Origin of the sequence: Metasolibacillus fluoroglycofenilyticus, assembly GCF_003049645.1 — a bacterium.
GTDB classification, from domain to species: domain Bacteria; phylum Bacillota; class Bacilli; order Bacillales_A; family Planococcaceae; genus Metasolibacillus; species Metasolibacillus fluoroglycofenilyticus.
Genome location: NZ_PYWK01000007.1, coordinates 26,137 through 44,615, shown reverse-complemented (window position 1 = coordinate 44,615; position 18,479 = coordinate 26,137). Strand labels below are relative to the sequence as shown.

Here is an 18,479-nt window from a genome sequence, read left to right as displayed (position 1 = left end):
TAAAAATAGCTTTTCAGACGATTCTTTTTGCATACCCTTATTTATATTACTAATAGTTTAATGCTCATTCCGGCAAAATTATTAGAAAAATTAACTTACTTACCATATTTTTTCGGGATTTATTCCATATCTCATTTATTCCAGCCCTTTTCTTTAAAACGAGCGATTGCTTCAATGCGGTTGCTGACGCCTAGCTTATCTAAAATCGTGGAAATATAGTTGCGCACTGTACCTGCGGATAAATAAAGCTCAGCCGCAATTTCCTTGGTGGTTTTGCCTTCTGCCACTAGCTCTAACACTTGGCTTTCACGCTCTGTTAAAGGATTTTCACTATCATCCTCATAAACGAAGTCAACAAGCTCCGGTGCGTAAATTTTACGACCATCCATAATTGTGCGAATCGCATGTACAAGCTCCTCAATCGGGCTGTCCTTTAATAAATAGCCGCGCACTCCTGCTTTACGTGCACGTTCAAAATAACCAGGGCGAGCGAATGTTGTTAAAATGATAATTTTACATTCATGCTCTCGTAGCAATTCTGCTGCATCAAGCCCAGTTTTTACAGGCATTTCAATGTCCATAATACAAATATCAGGCTGTAGTTCAGTTACAAGCTTAATCGCCTCTTCACCGTTTTTCGCAAGACCTACTACTTCCATATCTTCCTCTAAGCTAAGCAAGGATTTCATCGCACCTAGTAACATTCCTTGATCCTCAGCAATGACTATTCGTATCATTTCGTCTCACTCCCTTTTTGATGCGTTATCGTAAGTGGTACGCGAATTGTTAACAGCGTTCCATTATCACTTACTAGCTCAACCGTTCCATTGATAAACTCCAATCGTTCCTGCATCCCTTTTAAGCCACTACCAGCAGCATGAAAGCGCTCTGGCAAACCAACTCCATTGTCCTTTATAACGATAACCACTTCATTATCTGTTTGGGCAATTGTAATATCACAGCGCGATGCCTTACTATGCTTGACAACATTTGTGACAGCCTCTTTCATCGCCATACTTACAACATTTTCAGACAAGACAGGCATTGGTAGCTCATGCCCTTCATTGTGAAGAACAAACTCAATTTCAGCTGCCTTCAAAATTTGCTCAATACGATACAATTCTTCTTCGATTCTGACAGCTCGCATATCCGCAACAAGCTCCCTCACTTCCTTCAGTGCAATTGATGCCGTATGACGGATATCTTTAATTTCAGCTATCGCCTGCTCAGGCTTCTTTTCCACAAGACGCATTGCTAAGTCACTTTTCAAGCCAATCATTGATAGCTTTTGCCCAAGTGTATCGTGCAAATCTCGCGCAATACGCTGACGTTCCTCATGAATAATAAGCTCTGAAATACGCTCGCGCGCCGTTTCAAGCTCACCCTCTAAATTTTCCTGCTTATTGCGTGTATAAAGTGTAAATGGGAGTAGTACAACACCAATAACTGCTAAAATAATAAACGGTGTCTGTGCTAAAAACATATCTAAATAAATAAAATAGCCCGCTACTATGGATAGCACAGTAAAGCCAATATGTAAACCATACATAATATAAAACCCGACAGGTCGCCTTATATTACCGATAAAAAACGCGGTGAAAAGCGATAAATAAACATAGCCAAAGACCAATGTCATAATAACGTTAAGTACCATTTGAAAGCTGAGCCACATATACACTAACCCGCTCCTCGATTTAAAAGAAAAGCGATGAAATACGAAATAGAGCAATATTAAACAAGTGCCTAATAAAATATGCCAAATAGAAAAAGACCTAACGATAAAGAAAAATGGCATAATGCAAAATATAATCCATATATAAATACTTAGCCATGGGCTTTTAGGAATAATGCTATACCAACTTTGCATAAGAACCTCCTTTCTCTGAAAATAAACTTCCTTGAATATGTATTATACCAAAGTGCTCTTCCATATAGTTGAAAAAGGTGTTTAAATCTAGATAAAGTGAAACTTCAATCAGTGAAAGCTCTCCCCACTGATTGTTAGTTGAATCATTCGTACTTTTACGGGCAGTTAATCTCCCACCTATGTCTTATGCGGACAAATGGTAAAGCTGCTCAGAAAGTATAGCCTTTCTGAACAGCCCCTTGGTAATTATGCCTGTATAGGTTTTTTATTGCGCAGTGCAATAAGTGCGTTTGCTTCCTTAAATGTTACAAACTTCTTGCTATCTGGGTCATATAATTTGTAACGGATTGATTCTAAGCTTGTTTTTAATGTAATTGTCGTCGCATGCTGCAACGGTTTTACATTTTCATGTGCAGCCTCTAAATGGTAGTTTGGAATACGTGGTGCTAAATGGTGCACGTGGTGGAAGCCGATATTACCTGTAATCCATTGTAAAATTTTTGGGAGCTTATAGTACGAGCTTCCTTCTACTGCCGCCTTTACATAATCCCAATCTTCCTCGAATTCGAAATAAGAATCCTCGTACGTATGTTGGATATAGAATAACCAAATCCCTAAAGAACCTGCAATAAATAATGTCACACCATAAACAAGTAAAAATGCTGCCCAGCCAAATATGAATATTAAAGTCGCACAAATTGCAATTAACACAAGTGTTGTAATATGTGTATTTATGCGCTCTTTCTTCTTAGCATCGCTACGGTTGAAACGGTTTAATACTAAGACCATATAAAGTGGACCTAAGCCAAACATTACAATTGGATTGCGATATAAGCGGTAGCCAAAGCGGCCTAGCTTCGATTTCTCCACATATTCTTCCACTGTTAGCATGTCAATATCACCGATTCCACGCTTATCTAAATTTGAGCTTGTCGCATGGTGAATTGTATGCTCTCGCTTCCATTTTTCATATGGGAAAGATGTTAACACACCTGTAATAAAGCCTACTCGGTCATTTGCCTTTTTACTTTTGAAAAATGAGCCATGTGTACAATCATGGAAAATAATAAATGTACGTACAAGAAAGCCCGCTGCTATTGCGCTACATACTACGCTTAGCCAAGGTGAATATTGCATTACATAAAACGCAAGTGCCCATAATGCTATTAATGGAAATAAAGTATTGAATAACTGTTGAATACTTTTTCTCATTTCTGATTTTGCAAACGGCGCTACTTCCTTGCGTAGCTGCTTTGTTTTTTCAGCATCTGTAAGTGCCAAGTGAACCCCTACCTTCGTTCGATTTATTAACTTTATATTAAACAATCGCTCCAAAGATAAGTAGACATAAATATCACAACTTTTTTATGACAAGTGTCATATGACCAGGTACTAATTGGTAATGGAATCATCTACAAGACAATGCGTTAGCCAACTGTTTTATGACAAATAAACATAGGAACACCTTTTCAGACATGTTCATTCACTAATTACTGCTGTTAATAAAACGCAAAAAACGCCGGCAACCGCACGGCATTTTTTGCGCCCTCTCTTAGACATTGAAATAGCGAGCATCTGGATGTGCAAAAACGATTGCAGATACGCTTGCTTCAGGCTCCATCATGAAGCCATCTGTTAGCTGCACACCAATTTCTTCTGGCTTTAACAAACCGAAGAGCTTTTCTTGGTCCTCTAAATTTGGACAAGCGGGATAGCCGAAGCTAAAGCGCTGCCCTTGATATTTTGCAGCGAAACGGTCGCGCATTGTAAAGTCTGTTGCATCTGGGAAGCCCCATTGGTCGCGAATTTCTTGGTGAATACGTTCTGCAAAGCCTTCTGCAAGCTCAAGTGCTGTTGCTTGTAGTGCGTGACTTTCTAAGAAACGCCCTTGCTCCTTTAGCTCGCGTGCCTTATCACTTACGCCGTAACCAGCCGTGACAACCATTAATGCGATATAGTCCATTTCACCACTATCAACTGTTTTCAAGAAATCAGCTAAACATAAATATGGCTCTACTTGCTGGCGCGGAAAAGTGAAGCGCTCAATTTCAGTTTTCGCATCCTCTGGACTATAAATAACTACATCATCTCCATCTGCTTGAGCAGGGAAAAACTGATACATCCCCGATGGCTGGAAAGTATCACTTTGTAAATAGCCTGTTACAAGCTCATGTAACTCAACTGCACGGCTATCACCTTCAGCTAAAAATTTGTCGACATTGCCCTTTAAGCCAAGATGATGTCCTATCAATGTACGCAAATTTACGTAAGGCTGTAGATGTGCGACAGAATAATTACGCTTAATGCGACGCGTCAAGTCCTTTGGTACAAATACGGACGCGTCCTCCACCGTGCGAACAAACTTCTTCGGTAGCTCTGGCTTTGGCTTAGCAGCGCGCTTTTCATCTGCCTCCATACGCTTATCACGCGCATCGCGAATTTCCTCTAAAAGCCCTTTGCGCTCCTCTTTATTCATTAAACGATTGGCAAAGTCTAAGCCCTGCATTGCATCCTTTGAATAAATAACAGGTCCATCATATTCTGCGGCAATTTTCGTTTCAGTAAAGCGACGTGATAATGCAGCACCACCTACTAAAATTGGTATATCAATGCCAGCTCCTTTGAAGTCCTGTGCAGTTAATACCATTTGCTGAGCAGATTTTACGAGTAAGCCTGATAAACCAACAAAATCTGGCTGCTCTTTGCGAATTGCTTCAATTAATTCAGATGGTGTCACTTTAATCCCTAGGTCAACTACTTTATAGCCATTATTGCTTAAAATAATATCAACGAGGTTTTTCCCGATATCATGCACATCACCTTTTACCGTTGCTAAAACTAATTTCCCTTTGCTTGCAGATTCATCGTTCTTTTCCATGAATTGCTCTAAATGGGCAACCGCAGCCTTCATCACCCCTGCTGATTGCAGTACCTCTGCTACAATTAATTGGTTATCATTAAAGAGACGACCTACCTCTGCCATGCCATCCATTAAAGGTCCATTAATAATATCTAATGGTGTTTCGAAAATTTCCATTGCAGCATCTAAATCAGCAATTAAGCCTTCCTTCGTACCCTCCAAAATATAATAAGCTAAGCGACCTTCCACTGTTTTTGGAATATCTGCCTCTGTTTTTTCCTTTTTCTTATCGCGATAAAAATCAGTAAAGACCGCAAGTGTTTCATCATTCGTATTGAAAATTAAATCATTCGCTAGCTTAATTTCATTTTCAGGAATTGATGCATATCGCTCCAGTTTTTCAGTGTTAACAATTGCATAATCAAGACCAGCCTGCGTACAGTGATATAAATAAACTGCATTTAATACTTCACGTCCAACAGGAGGTAAACCAAAGGAAACATTGCTTACCCCTAGCACTGTTAAGACGCCTGGTAATTTTTCTTTAATCAGACGAATACCCTCAATCGTTTCCTCAGCGGCTCCGATATACTGCTCGTCTCCTGTACCAACAGGGAACATTAATGGATCAAAAATAATATCCTCTGGTGAAAGGCCCCACTTTTCAGTTAACAGCTTATAAGAGCGCACCGCCACTTCCAATTTACGCTCACGTGTTACAGCCATTCCTCGCTCATCAATAGTACCGACTACGAGGGAAGCCCCATATTTTTTCACAAGCGGCATTACTGCATCAAAGCGTTCTTCTCCATCCTCTAAGTTAATGGAGTTGATAATCGCTTTCCCTTGTGAAAACTTCAGCGCTTCCTCCATTACCTTCTCATCTGTCGAGTCAATTACAAGAGGCACTTTTATTTTCTTCACTACCTCTTGCATAAAGTCACGCATATCCGCTACCTCATCACGGTCAGGGTTGGCCAAGCAAATATCAATTACATGCGCCCCGCTTTTTACTTGTGCACGTGCAATTTCTGCGGCCTCCTCAAATTTCCCATCAATGATTAAATTTTTAAATTTACGTGAACCAATAACGTTTGTGCGCTCGCCGATAAATAATGGACGCATTGACTCGTCGTATTGCAATGGCTCAATGCCTGACACAGCATGTCCTCCAATAGATTGCTGAGGCTGACGTGGTGGGTGACCATCTACCGCCTCGCGAATTGCTGCGATATGTGCAGGTGTCGTACCACAGCAACCACCGACAATATTTAACCAGCCCTTCTCCGCAAAGCCTTGCAGCTTTTTCGATAATGATTCAGGTGTTTCATGATAGCAGCCATTTTCATCAGGCAAGCCTGCATTCGGATAACAGCTTACATAGCTTGTGCTTAACTCTGATAATGAGCGAATATGGTCTGTCATAAACTCTGGCCCTGTTGCGCAATTCAGACCAACTGATAATGGCTTCACATGCTCAATTGAAATATAAAAAGCTTCAATTGATTGTCCTGCAAGCGTTGTACCCATCGGCTCAATTGTTCCAGAAATCATAATCGGGAGCTCTTTTTGTAGTTCCTTAAACGCGCGATTTATACCGATTGTTGCGGCCTTTACGTTGAGCATATCTTGGCTCGTTTCTAATAAAATTAAATCTGCTCCTGCTTCGATAAGTGCATGTGCCTGTACATAAAAATTTTCTTCTAGCTCATCGAAGGTAATACCACCTGTAACCGATAATGTTTTCGTCGTTGGGCCGATTGCACCTGCTACGAAGCGTGGCCACTCAGGTGTAGAAAGCTTTTCTGCTTCCTCTTTGGCAATTTCCACAGCACGTTTATTAATTTCAGTTGCCTTATGCCCTAAATCATATTCATTTAATACGAGGGGCGTACCACCAAATGTATTCGTACTAATGATATCTGCCCCTGCTTCTAAATAAGCACGGTGTATTTTGTGCAAAACATCCGGACGTGTTAGAACAAGATTTTCGTTACAGCCATCTAACTCCTCGCCTCCAAAATCATCATATGTTAAATTTTCATTTTGCAGCATTGTGCCCATTGCACCATCAATTATTAAAATGCGCTTTGCTAATTGTTCCTCAATCGGATGATTAAACATTTGTTTTAACTCCTTTTTGTGCATCTACTTGTTTCACATAATCCATTAATTGTAGTGTCATATCATAGCGTAAAAACGGTGTAATTAAGTAAATACCGTTGAAGTATTCACAGGCTGTATCAAGTAATTCCTGCGCAATCGCCACACCTTCAGCGGTTGCTCTCGCCTTATCATCACCGCAAGCTTCCATACGCGCTAGCGCTTCATCAGATAATTTAATACCTGGTACCTCATGATGTAAAAACTCCGCACTCTTAAAGCTCGTTAATGGCATAATACCAATATAAATTGGCGCTTCTAAATGCTTTGTCGCCTCGTATATTTCAATAATTTTTTCCTTCGTGTAAACAGGCTGTGAAATAAAGTAATCCGCCCCATGCTCGATTTTTTTCTCTAAACGGCTTACCGCACGGTCCAACACCCGCACATTCGGATTAAAAGCTGCCGCGACAGAAAAATTAGCCTGTTTACGCAATGGCTTCCCTGAGAAAGAAATTCCTTCGTTTAACTGTTTAATCAACGAAATTAGCTCCATTGATGATACGTCATAAACGCTTGTTGCCCCGGGGAAATCCCCAACTTTTGTCGGGTCACCTGTCACCGCTAAAATATCGTGCAAGCCAAGTGCATCTAAGCCCATCAAATGCGATTGTAGCCCGATTAAATTGCGGTCACGACATGTCAAATGGGGCAAAGCACGAACCCCGTGCTGCAATTTTAAAATAGAGGCCATCGCAATATTGCTAATACGCGGTGAAGCAAGGGAATTATCGGCCATCATCACTACATCTGCCCCAGCTTCATAGAGCTCCTTTGCCCCCTTAACAAAACCATCAATTTCTAAATGACGTGGCGTATCCAATTCAACAATAACCGAACGTTCGCGCTTTACTTTTATATGTAAAGGCTCCTCGACAGGCGGCTCTGGCACACGCACAAACTCTATACTAACAGGTTTTATTTCTTTTTCGGTCAAAGGTGTGACACCTGCTAAACGCTTCTTCACTGCCTCCACATGCTTTGGCGTCGTACCACAGCAACCACCAATTAATCGAACCCCTTGACCAACTAACTCTACAGCCGCACGTGCAAAATAATCTGCCTCCGACTCATACACAACGCGCCCATCCTCTACATCTAGTAGAGAGGCATTTGGATAAGCAGAAAGAAAGGCGTGCTCTGGCAATTGCACTGTTTCCATCGCTTGAATGGAGTGATACGGTCCTAAGCGACAGTTCATACCGACAACATCTGCTCCAAGTGCATCAAGCTGTGTCAACGCATCATTCAAACGCATTCCGTTTTGTAGGATACCCGGCTCATGCATCGATAATTGGGCAATAAGCACTTTATCAGTTAATTGGCGTAGCATATTAACAGTCGCTGCTAATTCCTCAAAGTCATAGTACGTTTCAAGCAGCAATCCATCTACCCTACCTGCTAACAAACTTTGCGCTTGCTCTTGAACCGCCACTAAAATCTCCTCTAATGTCGCGTCACTTTTTCGAATACCGCGCACACCACCAATCGTACCAAGCACAAATTGCTCACCTGCACCAACAGCCGCCTTCGCTAGCTTCACGGCTGCCTCATTAAATTCCTGCACTCGGTCCTCATAGCCATAACGCGCTAATTTAATAGCGTTTGCCCCGTACGTATTCGTTTGAATAACATCTGCTCCAGCAGCAATATATTCACTATGAATCTTTTCTACAATTTCAGGTCTTGTAATATTCATTTCCTCATGACAATAATCCAATCCATATGAATAAAGCAGCGTACCAATTGCACCGTCCGCCGTTAATACTCTAGTTTGTAATGCTTCACGTAGCCCCATTTTACATCCTCACTTTCCTAATTGCACCTTGATTCTAGATTTTCATCTACTCAAGGCTATAGTTTTGTATATTTGCAAAAATCAAAAAAGCCTTCTCTAAATGTATATTTAAAGAAGGCTCTACTTGTTCACGTCGTTCCTTCTCATCTGTCGGTATAACACCTGCTGGATTTAGCACCTGACATCATTGTTGGTTGCTGAAGCTTCATTGGGCCAGTCCCTCTGCTTCTCTCGATAAGAAATTTTGAATATTTATTAAATTCTTATTGTTCATTATAGAGTAGTGTATCGCATTTGAGAAGTGTTTTTTACGAAACATACGAAATATCCTACTATATCGCTATCTATTCTTGCTTATTCTAGCAATTACCTTCGCTGCTGTATCGCGTCCGTTTTGAATACATGCGCCGATACCTACACCATAATAAGAGCAGCCTGCTAGCAGCATGTTTGGGTAATGTTCTGCCATTTCCTTCTCTACCGCTTTTAGGGCATCTCGATGTGCAAGGTCATAGCGTGGCATTTTATCAATCCATTTTGTAATATTTACTACGCTCGGCTTGTCATCAATATTTAAGCTCAGCTTAATATCCTGTAGGGCAATTTCCGTTAGTTGCTCATCTGACATAGCTGCAAGCTCCTCATAGCGGGGATTGCTATCTTTATAAAATAAACGTACTAGTAAATTGCCGTTCTCTGATGTATGTGCCCATTTACGACTCGTCCAAGTAGAAGCATTACATTGCAAGTCGCTATTATGCGAAACAATAAAGCCCGTTCCATCCGCAGGTAAAACAGAGTCTGACACATTAAATCCAGCATAGAGTGTAAGAGCAGAGCCATTTGTAAATTGTTTTAAATGATGTGTCAACTGCTCATTTGTTAACAATTGCTTCACTGTTTCATTCGGTACTGCTAAAACAGCTATATCCGCAGCAATCATTTGTCCAGTATCTAGCATAATTTTATAATGCCCGTCATGCCTCGCAACCGATGTCACTGCTACCCCTTTCATAAACTCCACCTGTGGTAAGCTTTCTTCTATGCGATAAATAAAAGCTGACATCCCCCGTTGGAACGAAATAAACTTTTTATCTGCTGCTTTTTCAAATTGTTCGCGATGCGCTTTAAAGCCAGCCATAATACTACCGTAATTATTTTTATAATCTACTAAATAAGGCAAGGTCGAGGCAATTGACAATTCATATAAATTACCTGAATAAACCCCTGCTAAGACGGGCGCAATTTGCTTTTTAACGATGCCTTCACCTAAAAAATATTCCAAAAACTCACCAATAGAGCTATCCTTTGTAAAACGGTCATTTGCAATCTCCGCATCCTGTAAAACGCGCTGTTTTTCATCATCTGTCAATAATGTACTAGCCATTAAAGACTCCTCGCTCATCGGAATACCAAATGTAGAGCCCGCTGGAATAGCATGTAACTCATTATTTGTATGAATATATGAGATTCCTGTCGCATTATAAACAAGCTCATCCTCAAACTGCACTTCACGTACTAAATCAAGCACTCCCGGATGGCGTGCCACAATTGAATCCGCACCTGTTTCCATAATGAACTCATCGATTTGCTGAGAGCGGATTTTTCCACCTAATTCCTGATTTCCTTCTATAAGAACAAGCCTTGCATCGATATTTTGCTCCTGCACCTGTCGTGCCAAGTAATGCATTGTAGAAAGCCCTGTAATACCGCCACCAATAACTACAATCGTTTTCATTGTTGTCTCTCCTTGCTAAACGTCAATTTCTCTTATTTTTAGTATAGCTGTTTTTACGTTAAATTTCAGATTCGTTCTGTGACAAAAATGATAAGTTTAGCCGAAAAGCTATAATTCACCCGACTAGCCAATATTTGCGCCCGTAAACTATAAAAATTCACCAGATTCATTGTTGATTTTCCCTGCAATTAGGTATGATTCGCCCATAAATTTTCCTAATGTAGCTAAACAAAAAAGCCGATTCGTCACACAAATTGTGGAACAAATCGACCTTTTAACAATAATTAACTTTTATACAAGCTCTTTCGCAACTGTTGCTAGCGAATCGACGGAGTGTGAAACCTCATTAAATGCAGCTCCTAAATCATCGATGACTTGTCCAATAGTATGGACTTCTCGTCCTACTAGACTATTTTTTTGCTGTTGCTCTTCCATTGCTACTAAAATTTGTGTAAATCTCTGCGCAGTTTCTGACAGACTTTGCTCGCCTAAAGCAACTGCGGATTGAATGCGCTGCATAGATGACAAAAGCTTTTCCGTCTGAATATTAGAGCTTTGTAAAAGAGTCGCAACATTCTTAGTAGATAGCTTCGTTTGCTCCGACAAATTTCGCACTTCGCCCGCTACAACGCTAAAGCCTTTTCCCGCCTCACCTGCACGTGCAGCCTCTATTGCAGCGTTTAAAGAAAGCAAATTAGTTTGATCTGCTATGCTAGTTACAATCGCTATGATGCCTTCCATTTCCCTAGAAATCGTGACTAACTCATGAATATCTAGCGCAATTTCATCGACGGATTGAATAATTTTCTCCATTTGCTGCAGTGACCGGTTAATTTGATCATTCCCATCATTAGCACAACTCGTTGCATTACTAGATATTTGCAATGCTTGCTCAGCATAATTCACAACCCCCTCAGATTGCTCATGTAACTGGCTAACAGCAGCCGAAGTTTGATCTGCAACAGCTACCAAATTTTCTGTAGCCTCTACAATTTGGCAGCTTATATATTCTTTTTGCTCCTCATGTTTAATCTTAGTTTGCTGAACTACGTTTTCAAACTCCTCTAACACAATTTGCTGTTCAAAATTTAATATTTTTGAAACTGCCCGCAATGTAGCAAATTGGTCTTTTGGATGTTCAACCTCTTGTTCTACAATTTCCATTAAATTAATAAATAAGTTTTGAAATGCGCCTATATAGTACTTTGTCGGCAAACCGATATGCACATGTACCTGTGCAATTCGTTGACGCTTTAAAAAAAACTGCTCATCAATTTGACCGCTAAACATCTCGCGAATATGTTTTTTCAACGTCTTTTTTAATCTTTCTACAGAACTATTATCATCAATAATTTTTGTTAAGCTTGGCTCCATACCAATGGCATCGTAAAAATAATCAACAATGGCCTCAATATTTTCCTCCACATATGGCTGAAACGCTTTTAAAAACTTCAAATCATCGTCTGTCATTTGCAGCATTTTTATTTGCTTTGCGATTTTAGAACCTTGGTCTATACGCATTTCAACAGCAAAATGATTGAGATGCATACGTTCATTCTTCTCTTTTTTTCTCAAGAACATAGCAACACCTACTTCTATTATTGTTTTTTATCGATTTCCTCTCTTAATGTGTGAATTTCCACTTGTAAAGCTTTTGAACGCTTATCGAAATAATAGATTCTATCTGCTGCGCGATTTAGGCCTGTATACTCGACTGCTGTCATTTTTACTACATCCTCACAAAATAAACGTAAAGTGCGAATACCCGCCTCCATTTTTCGCACCTCTTTACCGAATGTAATAATACCGTCAGTTGATGCTTGGTCTTTTTTAAGCTGACGTTTATGTGTGAAAATCATTTGATCTAAATGATGAAAGCGTTGCTGTTGCCTTTCCTGCATTTGTTGAAGCGTGACGTTATGTTGCTGTTGATCTTTACTATAAATACTATGTTCAGGTACCCTTAGCTGCTCCATAATTGTACACAGTGCTGTAATATCCTCCTGCTGCTCCAATAAAACTCTTTGTAAATCACGTGTTTCCTGATTCCCTACATCTTGTATTGAAAGTTGCTCGCTCATATTATCACATCCAGACTGTCTTAATTTCATTTATTTAAAGTATAATAATACAGTACTTTAGACAGGGAGCAGAAGTTTGCACTTACTTGAATTAACTATGCCCAAACATGCTTTTATAATCTATTTCACGTTAAATCGATTTTTTAAACATTTTACCTACTATGTTTAATTACAATAATTTTTTAGTATATTATACCCCTTATCAAAAAACTAACCAAGAGTTCTATAGTATCTATATATAAATATTTAAAAAGGACTTTTGGATTATCAAACAGGTAATGTTGACTATTTCACTTTTGCTGCTTGATGCCATCTTCGTGCCTCTTGTTCATTGCGCGCAACAATTATACCGCTTTCGTAATGCTGAGCTAGCTGTAACTTCGCCTCTGTATCACCGAGTAGTGCTGCTTGCTTAAAATAATGGATTGCTTTTACTCCATCTTGCATGCCGAACTGTGGCTCCGCAAAAATATAGCCCAAATTAAACAATGCATCGATATGATGTACTGTAGCTGCCTTTAAAAAAAATGCAATAGCCTTTTGTAAATTGTACTGCTGTCCTAGCGAACCTTCTAAATAAACCATACCAACACGGTACTGGGCCTCTACATATCCACCGTTTGCGGAGCTTAAATAATAATGGAATGCACGTTCTTCGTTTATTTTCGTTGCTAAGCCCTGCTCATGCATTATGCCTAACGTAAACATTGCCTCCACTACACCCGCCTCAGCTGCCTTCCTAAACCAGTAGAAAGCCAATTGTTCGTCTACTTCTACACCTTCCCCATTCAAATACATATCCGCCAAGTTATTGGCGGCATCAGCATGATTTTGCAACGCTGCTTTTTTATAATAATTCAATGCTTTATGCTCGTTTTCCTCTACGCCAAGCCCTTCAAAATAATAATTAGCAAGCTCATATTGTGCCTCCGCCTCATCTTCTATTTGCTGTAGCCATAATACTTTCTCTTTGTGCCAGCCATTGTCTCCATAAAGCTGCACTAGTTTATAAATGGCTTCCCGCTCACCGCGCTTTGCCATCTCTAATTGCTTAAACCAAAAAGCTTGCTCATCTTTAGGTAGTTTGGTAATTAATTTCTCTTGCTGAAACAAATTGGTCACCTCATTTGCCTTGTTGCTCGTGTAATAATGATTCAATTAAAAAATTTTTAAAATCATTTGCCGCTGGTGAAAGATAGCGACTTTTCACCCATGAAAGCCCTATTTTTCGATAACATGCTGGTTCACTTACTCGTATTTTCTTTACATTAAATTGGTCAAGTCCCTTCACATTTGGAATTAATGAGACACCAAGCCCTGAGCCAACAAATCCTGCAACAGTATGCATTTCTTCAGCAGAGAAAGTTGTATTTGTAGTAGTTCCAACCGATTGGAATAATGTATCGACCATTTGTCTTAACGAATTCCCTCGTTTAATTGAAATAAATGGGTCGTCTTTAATTTCAATTAACTTTATAAATTCCCGCTCTGCTAAAGGATGATTTTCTGGCACTATAACAAAAAGCTCCTCGGTCCAAAGCTCTACCCAATCAATTTCTAAAAGTTTCGATTCAATTTTTTGCGATAAGCATAAATCAATATCCCCATCCTCTAAAAGCTTTAATAAACGTAGCGATGCTGATTGTGTTAAGGTAAATTGCATATTCGGATATTTTTTTGAGGTTTGCGCCATAAGCTCTGGTACAACCTCCATACCAAGCGTATGTATAAAGCCAAAGGACACCTCTCCAAAGCCCGGTTTCGTAATTTCAGCAAACTCCTGCACTACTTTACTATGCTCAGCTAAAATAATATCTACGCTTTCTAAAAATAATACCCCATAACGATTTAAAAAAATTGAGCGACCTTGTCGGTCAAACAAAGGGACGCCTAATTCTTGTTCTATATTAGCAATCGACTTGCTTAAGGCAGGCTGGGAAATACTCAGTTTCTCTGCGGCTTGCGTCATATGCTGCAATGTTGCAACTATTTTAAAATAATATAATTGTTGAATTTCCATTTTAACCCTCCTATTGATAACCAAATGGAATCAAAATGATAGAAATAATAAATTGTATTTATATTTTTTCACTACTATAATAAGCTGTAATAACAGCATCGTATAACAAAAAATAAATAAAATTACAAGAATTAAAATACATTTTTCTTAAAATTGTCATATTCTAATCTACAAAGGAGAACTTATTATGAAAATTGTTGCCCCAAAGCCTTTCACAATTGAAGCAGGTAAACGTGCAGTACTATTATTACATGGTTTTACAGGTAATACGAATGATGTAAAACGTCTTGGTCGTTATTTATCAGACCGCAACTATACAGTACATGCACCATTATATAAAGGACATGGCAGTGACCCAACAACATTAATTCAAACAAGCCCGAAAGAATGGTGGGATAGCGTAATTGAGGGCTATGACACATTGCGCAATCTTGGCTATGAGGAAATTGCTGTAGCAGGTGTTTCGCTTGGTGGTATTTTCTCATTAAAGCTTGGTGCAGAGCGCCCAACAAAGGCAATTGTTGCAATGAGTGCACCAGCCATTGCCAAAAGCACAGATAGCCTGCAAAATCGCGTAATTGAATATACGATTAATTATAAGAAATTATCGGGAACATTTGATGAAGCAATTGATAATCGCTCAAGCATTGCAAATGCAGTTAAAATGCCATCTCTTGAATATTTACAAGGCATGATTAACGACACAAGTGCAAAACTTGAAAGCATTCAAACACCCGTCCATATTTTACGCGGCTTACAGGATGATGAATATTATTGTGAAAGCGCAGACCTAATTTATAGCTCTGTCAAATCGCGTATTAAATCAGTCAAAACATTTGTCAACTCTGGACATATTTTAACATTAGGTCAAGAGCGCGAACTCGTTTTTGAAGAAGTATATCGCTTCTTTGAAGGATTGAAATGGCAAGGATAGCTTATAGTTTAGCTGTACCTACTTTTAAGGAATCGTTTATATAGCAATTCGGGCTGAGCCTCTTGCGGGACAGCCCTCCTCCCTTTTCCTGAATAAATACGGAGGGGCTGTCGGGATAAACAGGTGTCAACCTACTCTCCCTACAGCCCCTTTAATCACTCAAACAAAGTTGCAAAAACAAACTCTGTAATTATTTTCGCTGCTTGTGCACGCGTTAAATCATTCTTTGGCGCAAACATGCCATCACTAACACCTTGTGTAATTTCCATGTCGTACAACAATGTAATTGCTTTTTGCGTTTCACTATCGTAGCCCACAATATCTTTAAATGGTGCTATTTTTTCTGGCTCATATGTTTCTTCAAATATATATTCATATAGACGCGCAATAATAAGTGCCATTTGTGCACGTGTTATTTTTTCTTCTGGCTTTAAGTAATTGCCATTCCCCTTCATAATGCCCGCTTCGTACACTACGGCAATTTCCTGCTGCGTTTTTTCCGCATAGCTAGAAATATCTTTGAAAGGTGTAGCTTCCGTCGCCTCTGTATTAATAATGCGTGCAATAATAGATGCTATATGCACACGCTTCAACGCTTGGTCTGGCTTAAATGAGCCATCCTCATAGCCATTCATTAAGCCTGTTGTTGCAACAAAAGAAGCATATTCCTCTGCCCAATGTCCCTCCGTATCAGTAAAGGTTACATATTCAAACTCTTCAAAATCATCCTCATAGGCAAATAAAGAATAATAAATTTCAGTTAAAAATAAATCTGCCACTAATTGATAGCCTGCTTCGCTTAAATGAATATTTTGCGGATTTGGCAAATATGTTTTAAAATCACCCGCAACATAGTCAGCTGTATTCACAAAAATTGCTAATTCATTATAAGACACATCTTGAATTGTTTTATTAATTGCTGATACAAGTGTATCTAATTGAATTTGTAAGCTTTCATCTAAATAAGGGAATGGATTATAGTAGCCCATAATAAATACAGTTGCCTCAGGATTAATTGCTGCAATTTCCTTTAAAATGGCTTCATAGTTTTTTCCCATTTGCTGAATTCCTTCAAAAACACTTTGCAAGTCAAACGCTAATGTTTCCTTATCAAAATGCTTTAGTATATCATTTGCGCCTGCGCTAATTGTAATCACTTCTGCATTCGCAATAGCATCTCGTATTGCAAGCGAGTCACTTTGTGGCCCATCTACATTATAAATAGGCTTAGTAACATTGTTTTTAATATCGTTTAATACATCCTCTGTCGTATAACCAGGATAGGCAAATCCTTTATTATATGAGCTTAAATTATACTCATCTGTCATACTGTATGCCAGAAAATCTGCATAACTAAGCCCAAGCTCACCTGTTTCTTGAATACCAGCTGCAAGTGAATCACCTAATGCTAAATAATCAAAGCTTTCTGCTTCTTGCGCACTTACAGATATCGGTAAAGCCAATTGTAGTACTAAAAATAAAATGGCAACTAATTTAAATGCCTTCATTTCCATAATCTCCCCTTTATTCATAATCACAAACGTAAGTTTTAACAGCTTGACCACGTTTTTACTAGTATACAATATTCATTATATTTGAACACTAGGGATGTCCGAAAAGGTCACCTTATTTTTGATATAATGTTTTGTCTATTCTTTTTAAATTCAAAGGAAGTTGCTAGATTCAGTGTTTTCACTCTTTTAACAAAACATCACTAAAACGTCCGAAAAGCAGTGCTCTACACGCTTTTCGGACGCCCTCTACCTTTTTTGAATATTAAAATTATCCCCTAGCAATAGCCAATTTTGTGGGAATGGTAAGCCTAGTCGCCAGTAAGCAATTCCCCTAACATTTAGCTTTTTCATTAAATCAAACTTTGCTTGAATCGACCTAGCATCTTCAAACCAAACAATATGCGATTGCCCCTCCTCGTTAACATAATGGAAGTAAGGAGCTTGTGCCGTTGTATCGTATTGAATGGCTGCATGATAACGCTTTGCTAGCTCAATTGCCCTTTGTGGACTCAGTGCAGTCGCTCTTGTTTGCCCCTGTACGAATGGTAAAGGCCAATCATAGCCATATAAATTTTGCCCCATCATAATTTTACTTGCAGGCATTTTCGTTAAAGCATAATTTAATACGCGCTCCACTTCGTTAATAGGTGATACTGCCATTGGTGGCCCTGTAATATAGCCCCATTCATACGTCATAAGTACAACGAAATCAACAACTCCCCCGATGGCACCATAATCATGTGCAATTTGCCATGGTCCCTGTGCTTCATCGCTTGTTTTTGGCGCAAGGGCTGCCGATACTAAATAGCCTGCTGGGTGGAACTTTTCGGTTGCCCGTCGTAAAAATTGTACATAAGCCTCGCGCTGACTTGCTGGTAATGCTTCAAAGTCGAAATGAATATCCTTCACATTTCCAACACGCCTTGCCTCATCCAAAATATTATTCAGCAAAACCTCCTGTACAGCGCTGCTCTGTAAAATATCCTGTGCCAGCTCTCCGCTAAAACTACCTTCTTCTAAATTCGTTACAACAAGCGACATCACTGCCTCTGACTGGCGTGCAATATCAGGAATTTGCCCTGCTGGTGGTATCTTTAATGAACCGTCTCTACGTGCTTCATAGCTAAAAAGAGCTAAGTATGTCAAATACGGGCTAGCCTCTCGCGCTTGATTAAGTACCGCCTCACTAACTGTATCTCCCCTTGGCTCAATATAAGCTAATGCCTCTGTATTGCTTTTCGTTCTAGGTGGGATATACAATCGTAAACCAACTGGCAATGTTTGATACGGATTAATGCCATTAATTTGTGCTAACGTCAAATAGTTCATTTGAAACCTCTGAGCAATTGACCATAGACTGTCCCCTGCACGCACAGTATAAAAATGTCCATATATTGGAACGACTAATGCCTGCCCTACAACAAGCTGATCTGGCTCTGGAATTTGATTGGCCTGAACAACTACATCTACCGTCGTACCATAGCTTTGTGCAATGCTCCACAAA

At 39.4% G+C, this 18,479-nt stretch carries 13 protein-coding genes and 1 riboswitch; of the genes, 1 reads left to right on the top strand and 12 read right to left on the bottom strand.

What is annotated here, in order from left to right; translation table 11 throughout:
• Window positions 1-131: 131 nt before the first annotated feature.
• The 10 genes from C9J36_RS16045 to C9J36_RS16000 all read right to left on the bottom strand — a co-directional run bounded on the left by C9J36_RS16045 (window position 132) and on the right by C9J36_RS16000 (window position 14,527).
• Window positions 132-737, bottom strand: coding sequence for a response regulator transcription factor (locus C9J36_RS16045; protein WP_066165783.1), 606 nt, complete (start codon window positions 735-737; stop codon window positions 132-134).
• Entirely contained in the window at window positions 734-1,867 is a 1,134-nt protein-coding gene (locus tag C9J36_RS16040) for a sensor histidine kinase (protein WP_201261976.1), read from the bottom strand. The genes C9J36_RS16045 and C9J36_RS16040 overlap by 4 nt, the downstream gene beginning before the upstream one ends.
• A gap of 246 nt (window positions 1,868-2,113) precedes the next feature.
• Entirely contained in the window at window positions 2,114-3,079 is a 966-nt protein-coding gene (gene desA / locus C9J36_RS16035) for a Delta(5) desaturase DesA (RefSeq protein ID WP_201261977.1), read from the bottom strand.
• A 340-nt stretch (window positions 3,080-3,419) separates the two neighbouring features.
• Window positions 3,420-6,851 (bottom strand): methionine synthase, encoded by a 3,432-nt coding sequence (metH, locus tag C9J36_RS16030; protein ID WP_107943738.1) that lies wholly within the window; start codon window positions 6,849-6,851, stop codon window positions 3,420-3,422.
• On the bottom strand, window positions 6,844-8,688 hold the full coding sequence (locus tag C9J36_RS16025) for a bifunctional homocysteine S-methyltransferase/methylenetetrahydrofolate reductase (protein ID WP_107943737.1): 1,845 nt from the start codon (window positions 8,686-8,688) through the stop codon (window positions 6,844-6,846). The genes metH and C9J36_RS16025 overlap by 8 nt, the downstream gene beginning before the upstream one ends.
• Before the next feature lie 140 nt (window positions 8,689-8,828).
• Window positions 8,829-8,929: riboswitch (SAM riboswitch) on the bottom strand.
• A gap of 99 nt (window positions 8,930-9,028) precedes the next feature.
• The gene (hemG, locus tag C9J36_RS16020; protein ID WP_107943736.1) at window positions 9,029-10,426 is read right to left on the bottom strand and encodes a protoporphyrinogen oxidase; all 1,398 of its coding nucleotides are present in this window, start codon (window positions 10,424-10,426) and stop codon (window positions 9,029-9,031) included.
• A 291-nt stretch (window positions 10,427-10,717) separates the two neighbouring features.
• Entirely contained in the window at window positions 10,718-12,007 is a 1,290-nt protein-coding gene (locus C9J36_RS16015) for a globin-coupled sensor protein (RefSeq protein WP_066165770.1), read from the bottom strand.
• Between the two features lie 17 nt (window positions 12,008-12,024).
• The gene (locus tag C9J36_RS16010) at window positions 12,025-12,507 is read right to left on the bottom strand and encodes a hypothetical protein (protein WP_066165767.1); all 483 of its coding nucleotides are present in this window, start codon (window positions 12,505-12,507) and stop codon (window positions 12,025-12,027) included.
• Window positions 12,508-12,792: 285 nt separating this feature from the next.
• Complete coding sequence (locus C9J36_RS16005) at window positions 12,793-13,620, bottom strand: tetratricopeptide repeat protein (RefSeq protein ID WP_066165765.1); 828 nt, start codon at window positions 13,618-13,620, stop codon at window positions 12,793-12,795.
• A gap of 10 nt (window positions 13,621-13,630) precedes the next feature.
• Complete coding sequence (locus C9J36_RS16000) at window positions 13,631-14,527, bottom strand: LysR family transcriptional regulator (protein ID WP_107943735.1); 897 nt, start codon at window positions 14,525-14,527, stop codon at window positions 13,631-13,633.
• 187 nt (window positions 14,528-14,714) lie between these two features.
• Here C9J36_RS16000 and C9J36_RS15995 point away from each other — a divergent pair, with 187 nt between their 5' ends.
• Window positions 14,715-15,461, top strand: coding sequence for an alpha/beta hydrolase (locus tag C9J36_RS15995; protein ID WP_107943734.1), 747 nt, complete (start codon window positions 14,715-14,717; stop codon window positions 15,459-15,461).
• A gap of 155 nt (window positions 15,462-15,616) precedes the next feature.
• On the opposite strand, the gene C9J36_RS15990 is transcribed toward C9J36_RS15995, so the two are convergent.
• Window positions 15,617-16,969 (bottom strand): S-layer homology domain-containing protein, encoded by a 1,353-nt coding sequence (locus tag C9J36_RS15990; protein WP_161956454.1) that lies wholly within the window; start codon window positions 16,967-16,969, stop codon window positions 15,617-15,619.
• A 252-nt stretch (window positions 16,970-17,221) separates the two neighbouring features.
• Window positions 17,222-18,478, bottom strand: a complete 1,257-nt coding sequence (locus tag C9J36_RS15985; protein ID WP_235616098.1) for a glycoside hydrolase family 18 protein — start codon at window positions 18,476-18,478, stop codon at window positions 17,222-17,224.
• Window position 18,479 lies beyond the last annotated feature (1 nt).

Bases quoted from the DNA above. Each gene is read 5' to 3' on its own strand.
- C9J36_RS16045 (WP_066165783.1), bottom strand. From the start codon at position 737: ATGATACGAATAGTCATTGCTGAGGATCAAGGAATGTTACTAGGTGCG.
- C9J36_RS16040 (WP_201261976.1), bottom strand. From the start codon at position 1,867: ATGCAAAGTTGGTATAGCATTATTCCTAAAAGCCCATGGCTAAGTATT.
- desA (WP_201261977.1), bottom strand. From the start codon at position 3,079: ATGAGAAAAAGTATTCAACAGTTATTCAATACTTTATTTCCATTAATA.
- metH (WP_107943738.1), bottom strand. From the start codon at position 6,851: ATGTTTAATCATCCGATTGAGGAACAATTAGCAAAGCGCATTTTAATA.
- C9J36_RS16025 (WP_107943737.1), bottom strand. From the start codon at position 8,688: ATGGGGCTACGTGAAGCATTACAAACTAGAGTATTAACGGCGGACGGT.
- hemG (WP_107943736.1), bottom strand. From the start codon at position 10,426: ATGAAAACGATTGTAGTTATTGGTGGCGGTATTACAGGGCTTTCTACA.
- C9J36_RS16015 (WP_066165770.1), bottom strand. From the start codon at position 12,007: ATGTTCTTGAGAAAAAAAGAGAAGAATGAACGTATGCATCTCAATCAT.
- C9J36_RS16010 (WP_066165767.1), bottom strand. From the start codon at position 12,507: ATGAGCGAGCAACTTTCAATACAAGATGTAGGGAATCAGGAAACACGT.
- C9J36_RS16000 (WP_107943735.1), bottom strand. From the start codon at position 14,527: ATGGAAATTCAACAATTATATTATTTTAAAATAGTTGCAACATTGCAG.
- C9J36_RS15995 (WP_107943734.1), top strand. From the start codon at position 14,715: ATGAAAATTGTTGCCCCAAAGCCTTTCACAATTGAAGCAGGTAAACGT.
- C9J36_RS15990 (WP_161956454.1), bottom strand. From the start codon at position 16,969: ATGAAGGCATTTAAATTAGTTGCCATTTTATTTTTAGTACTACAATTG.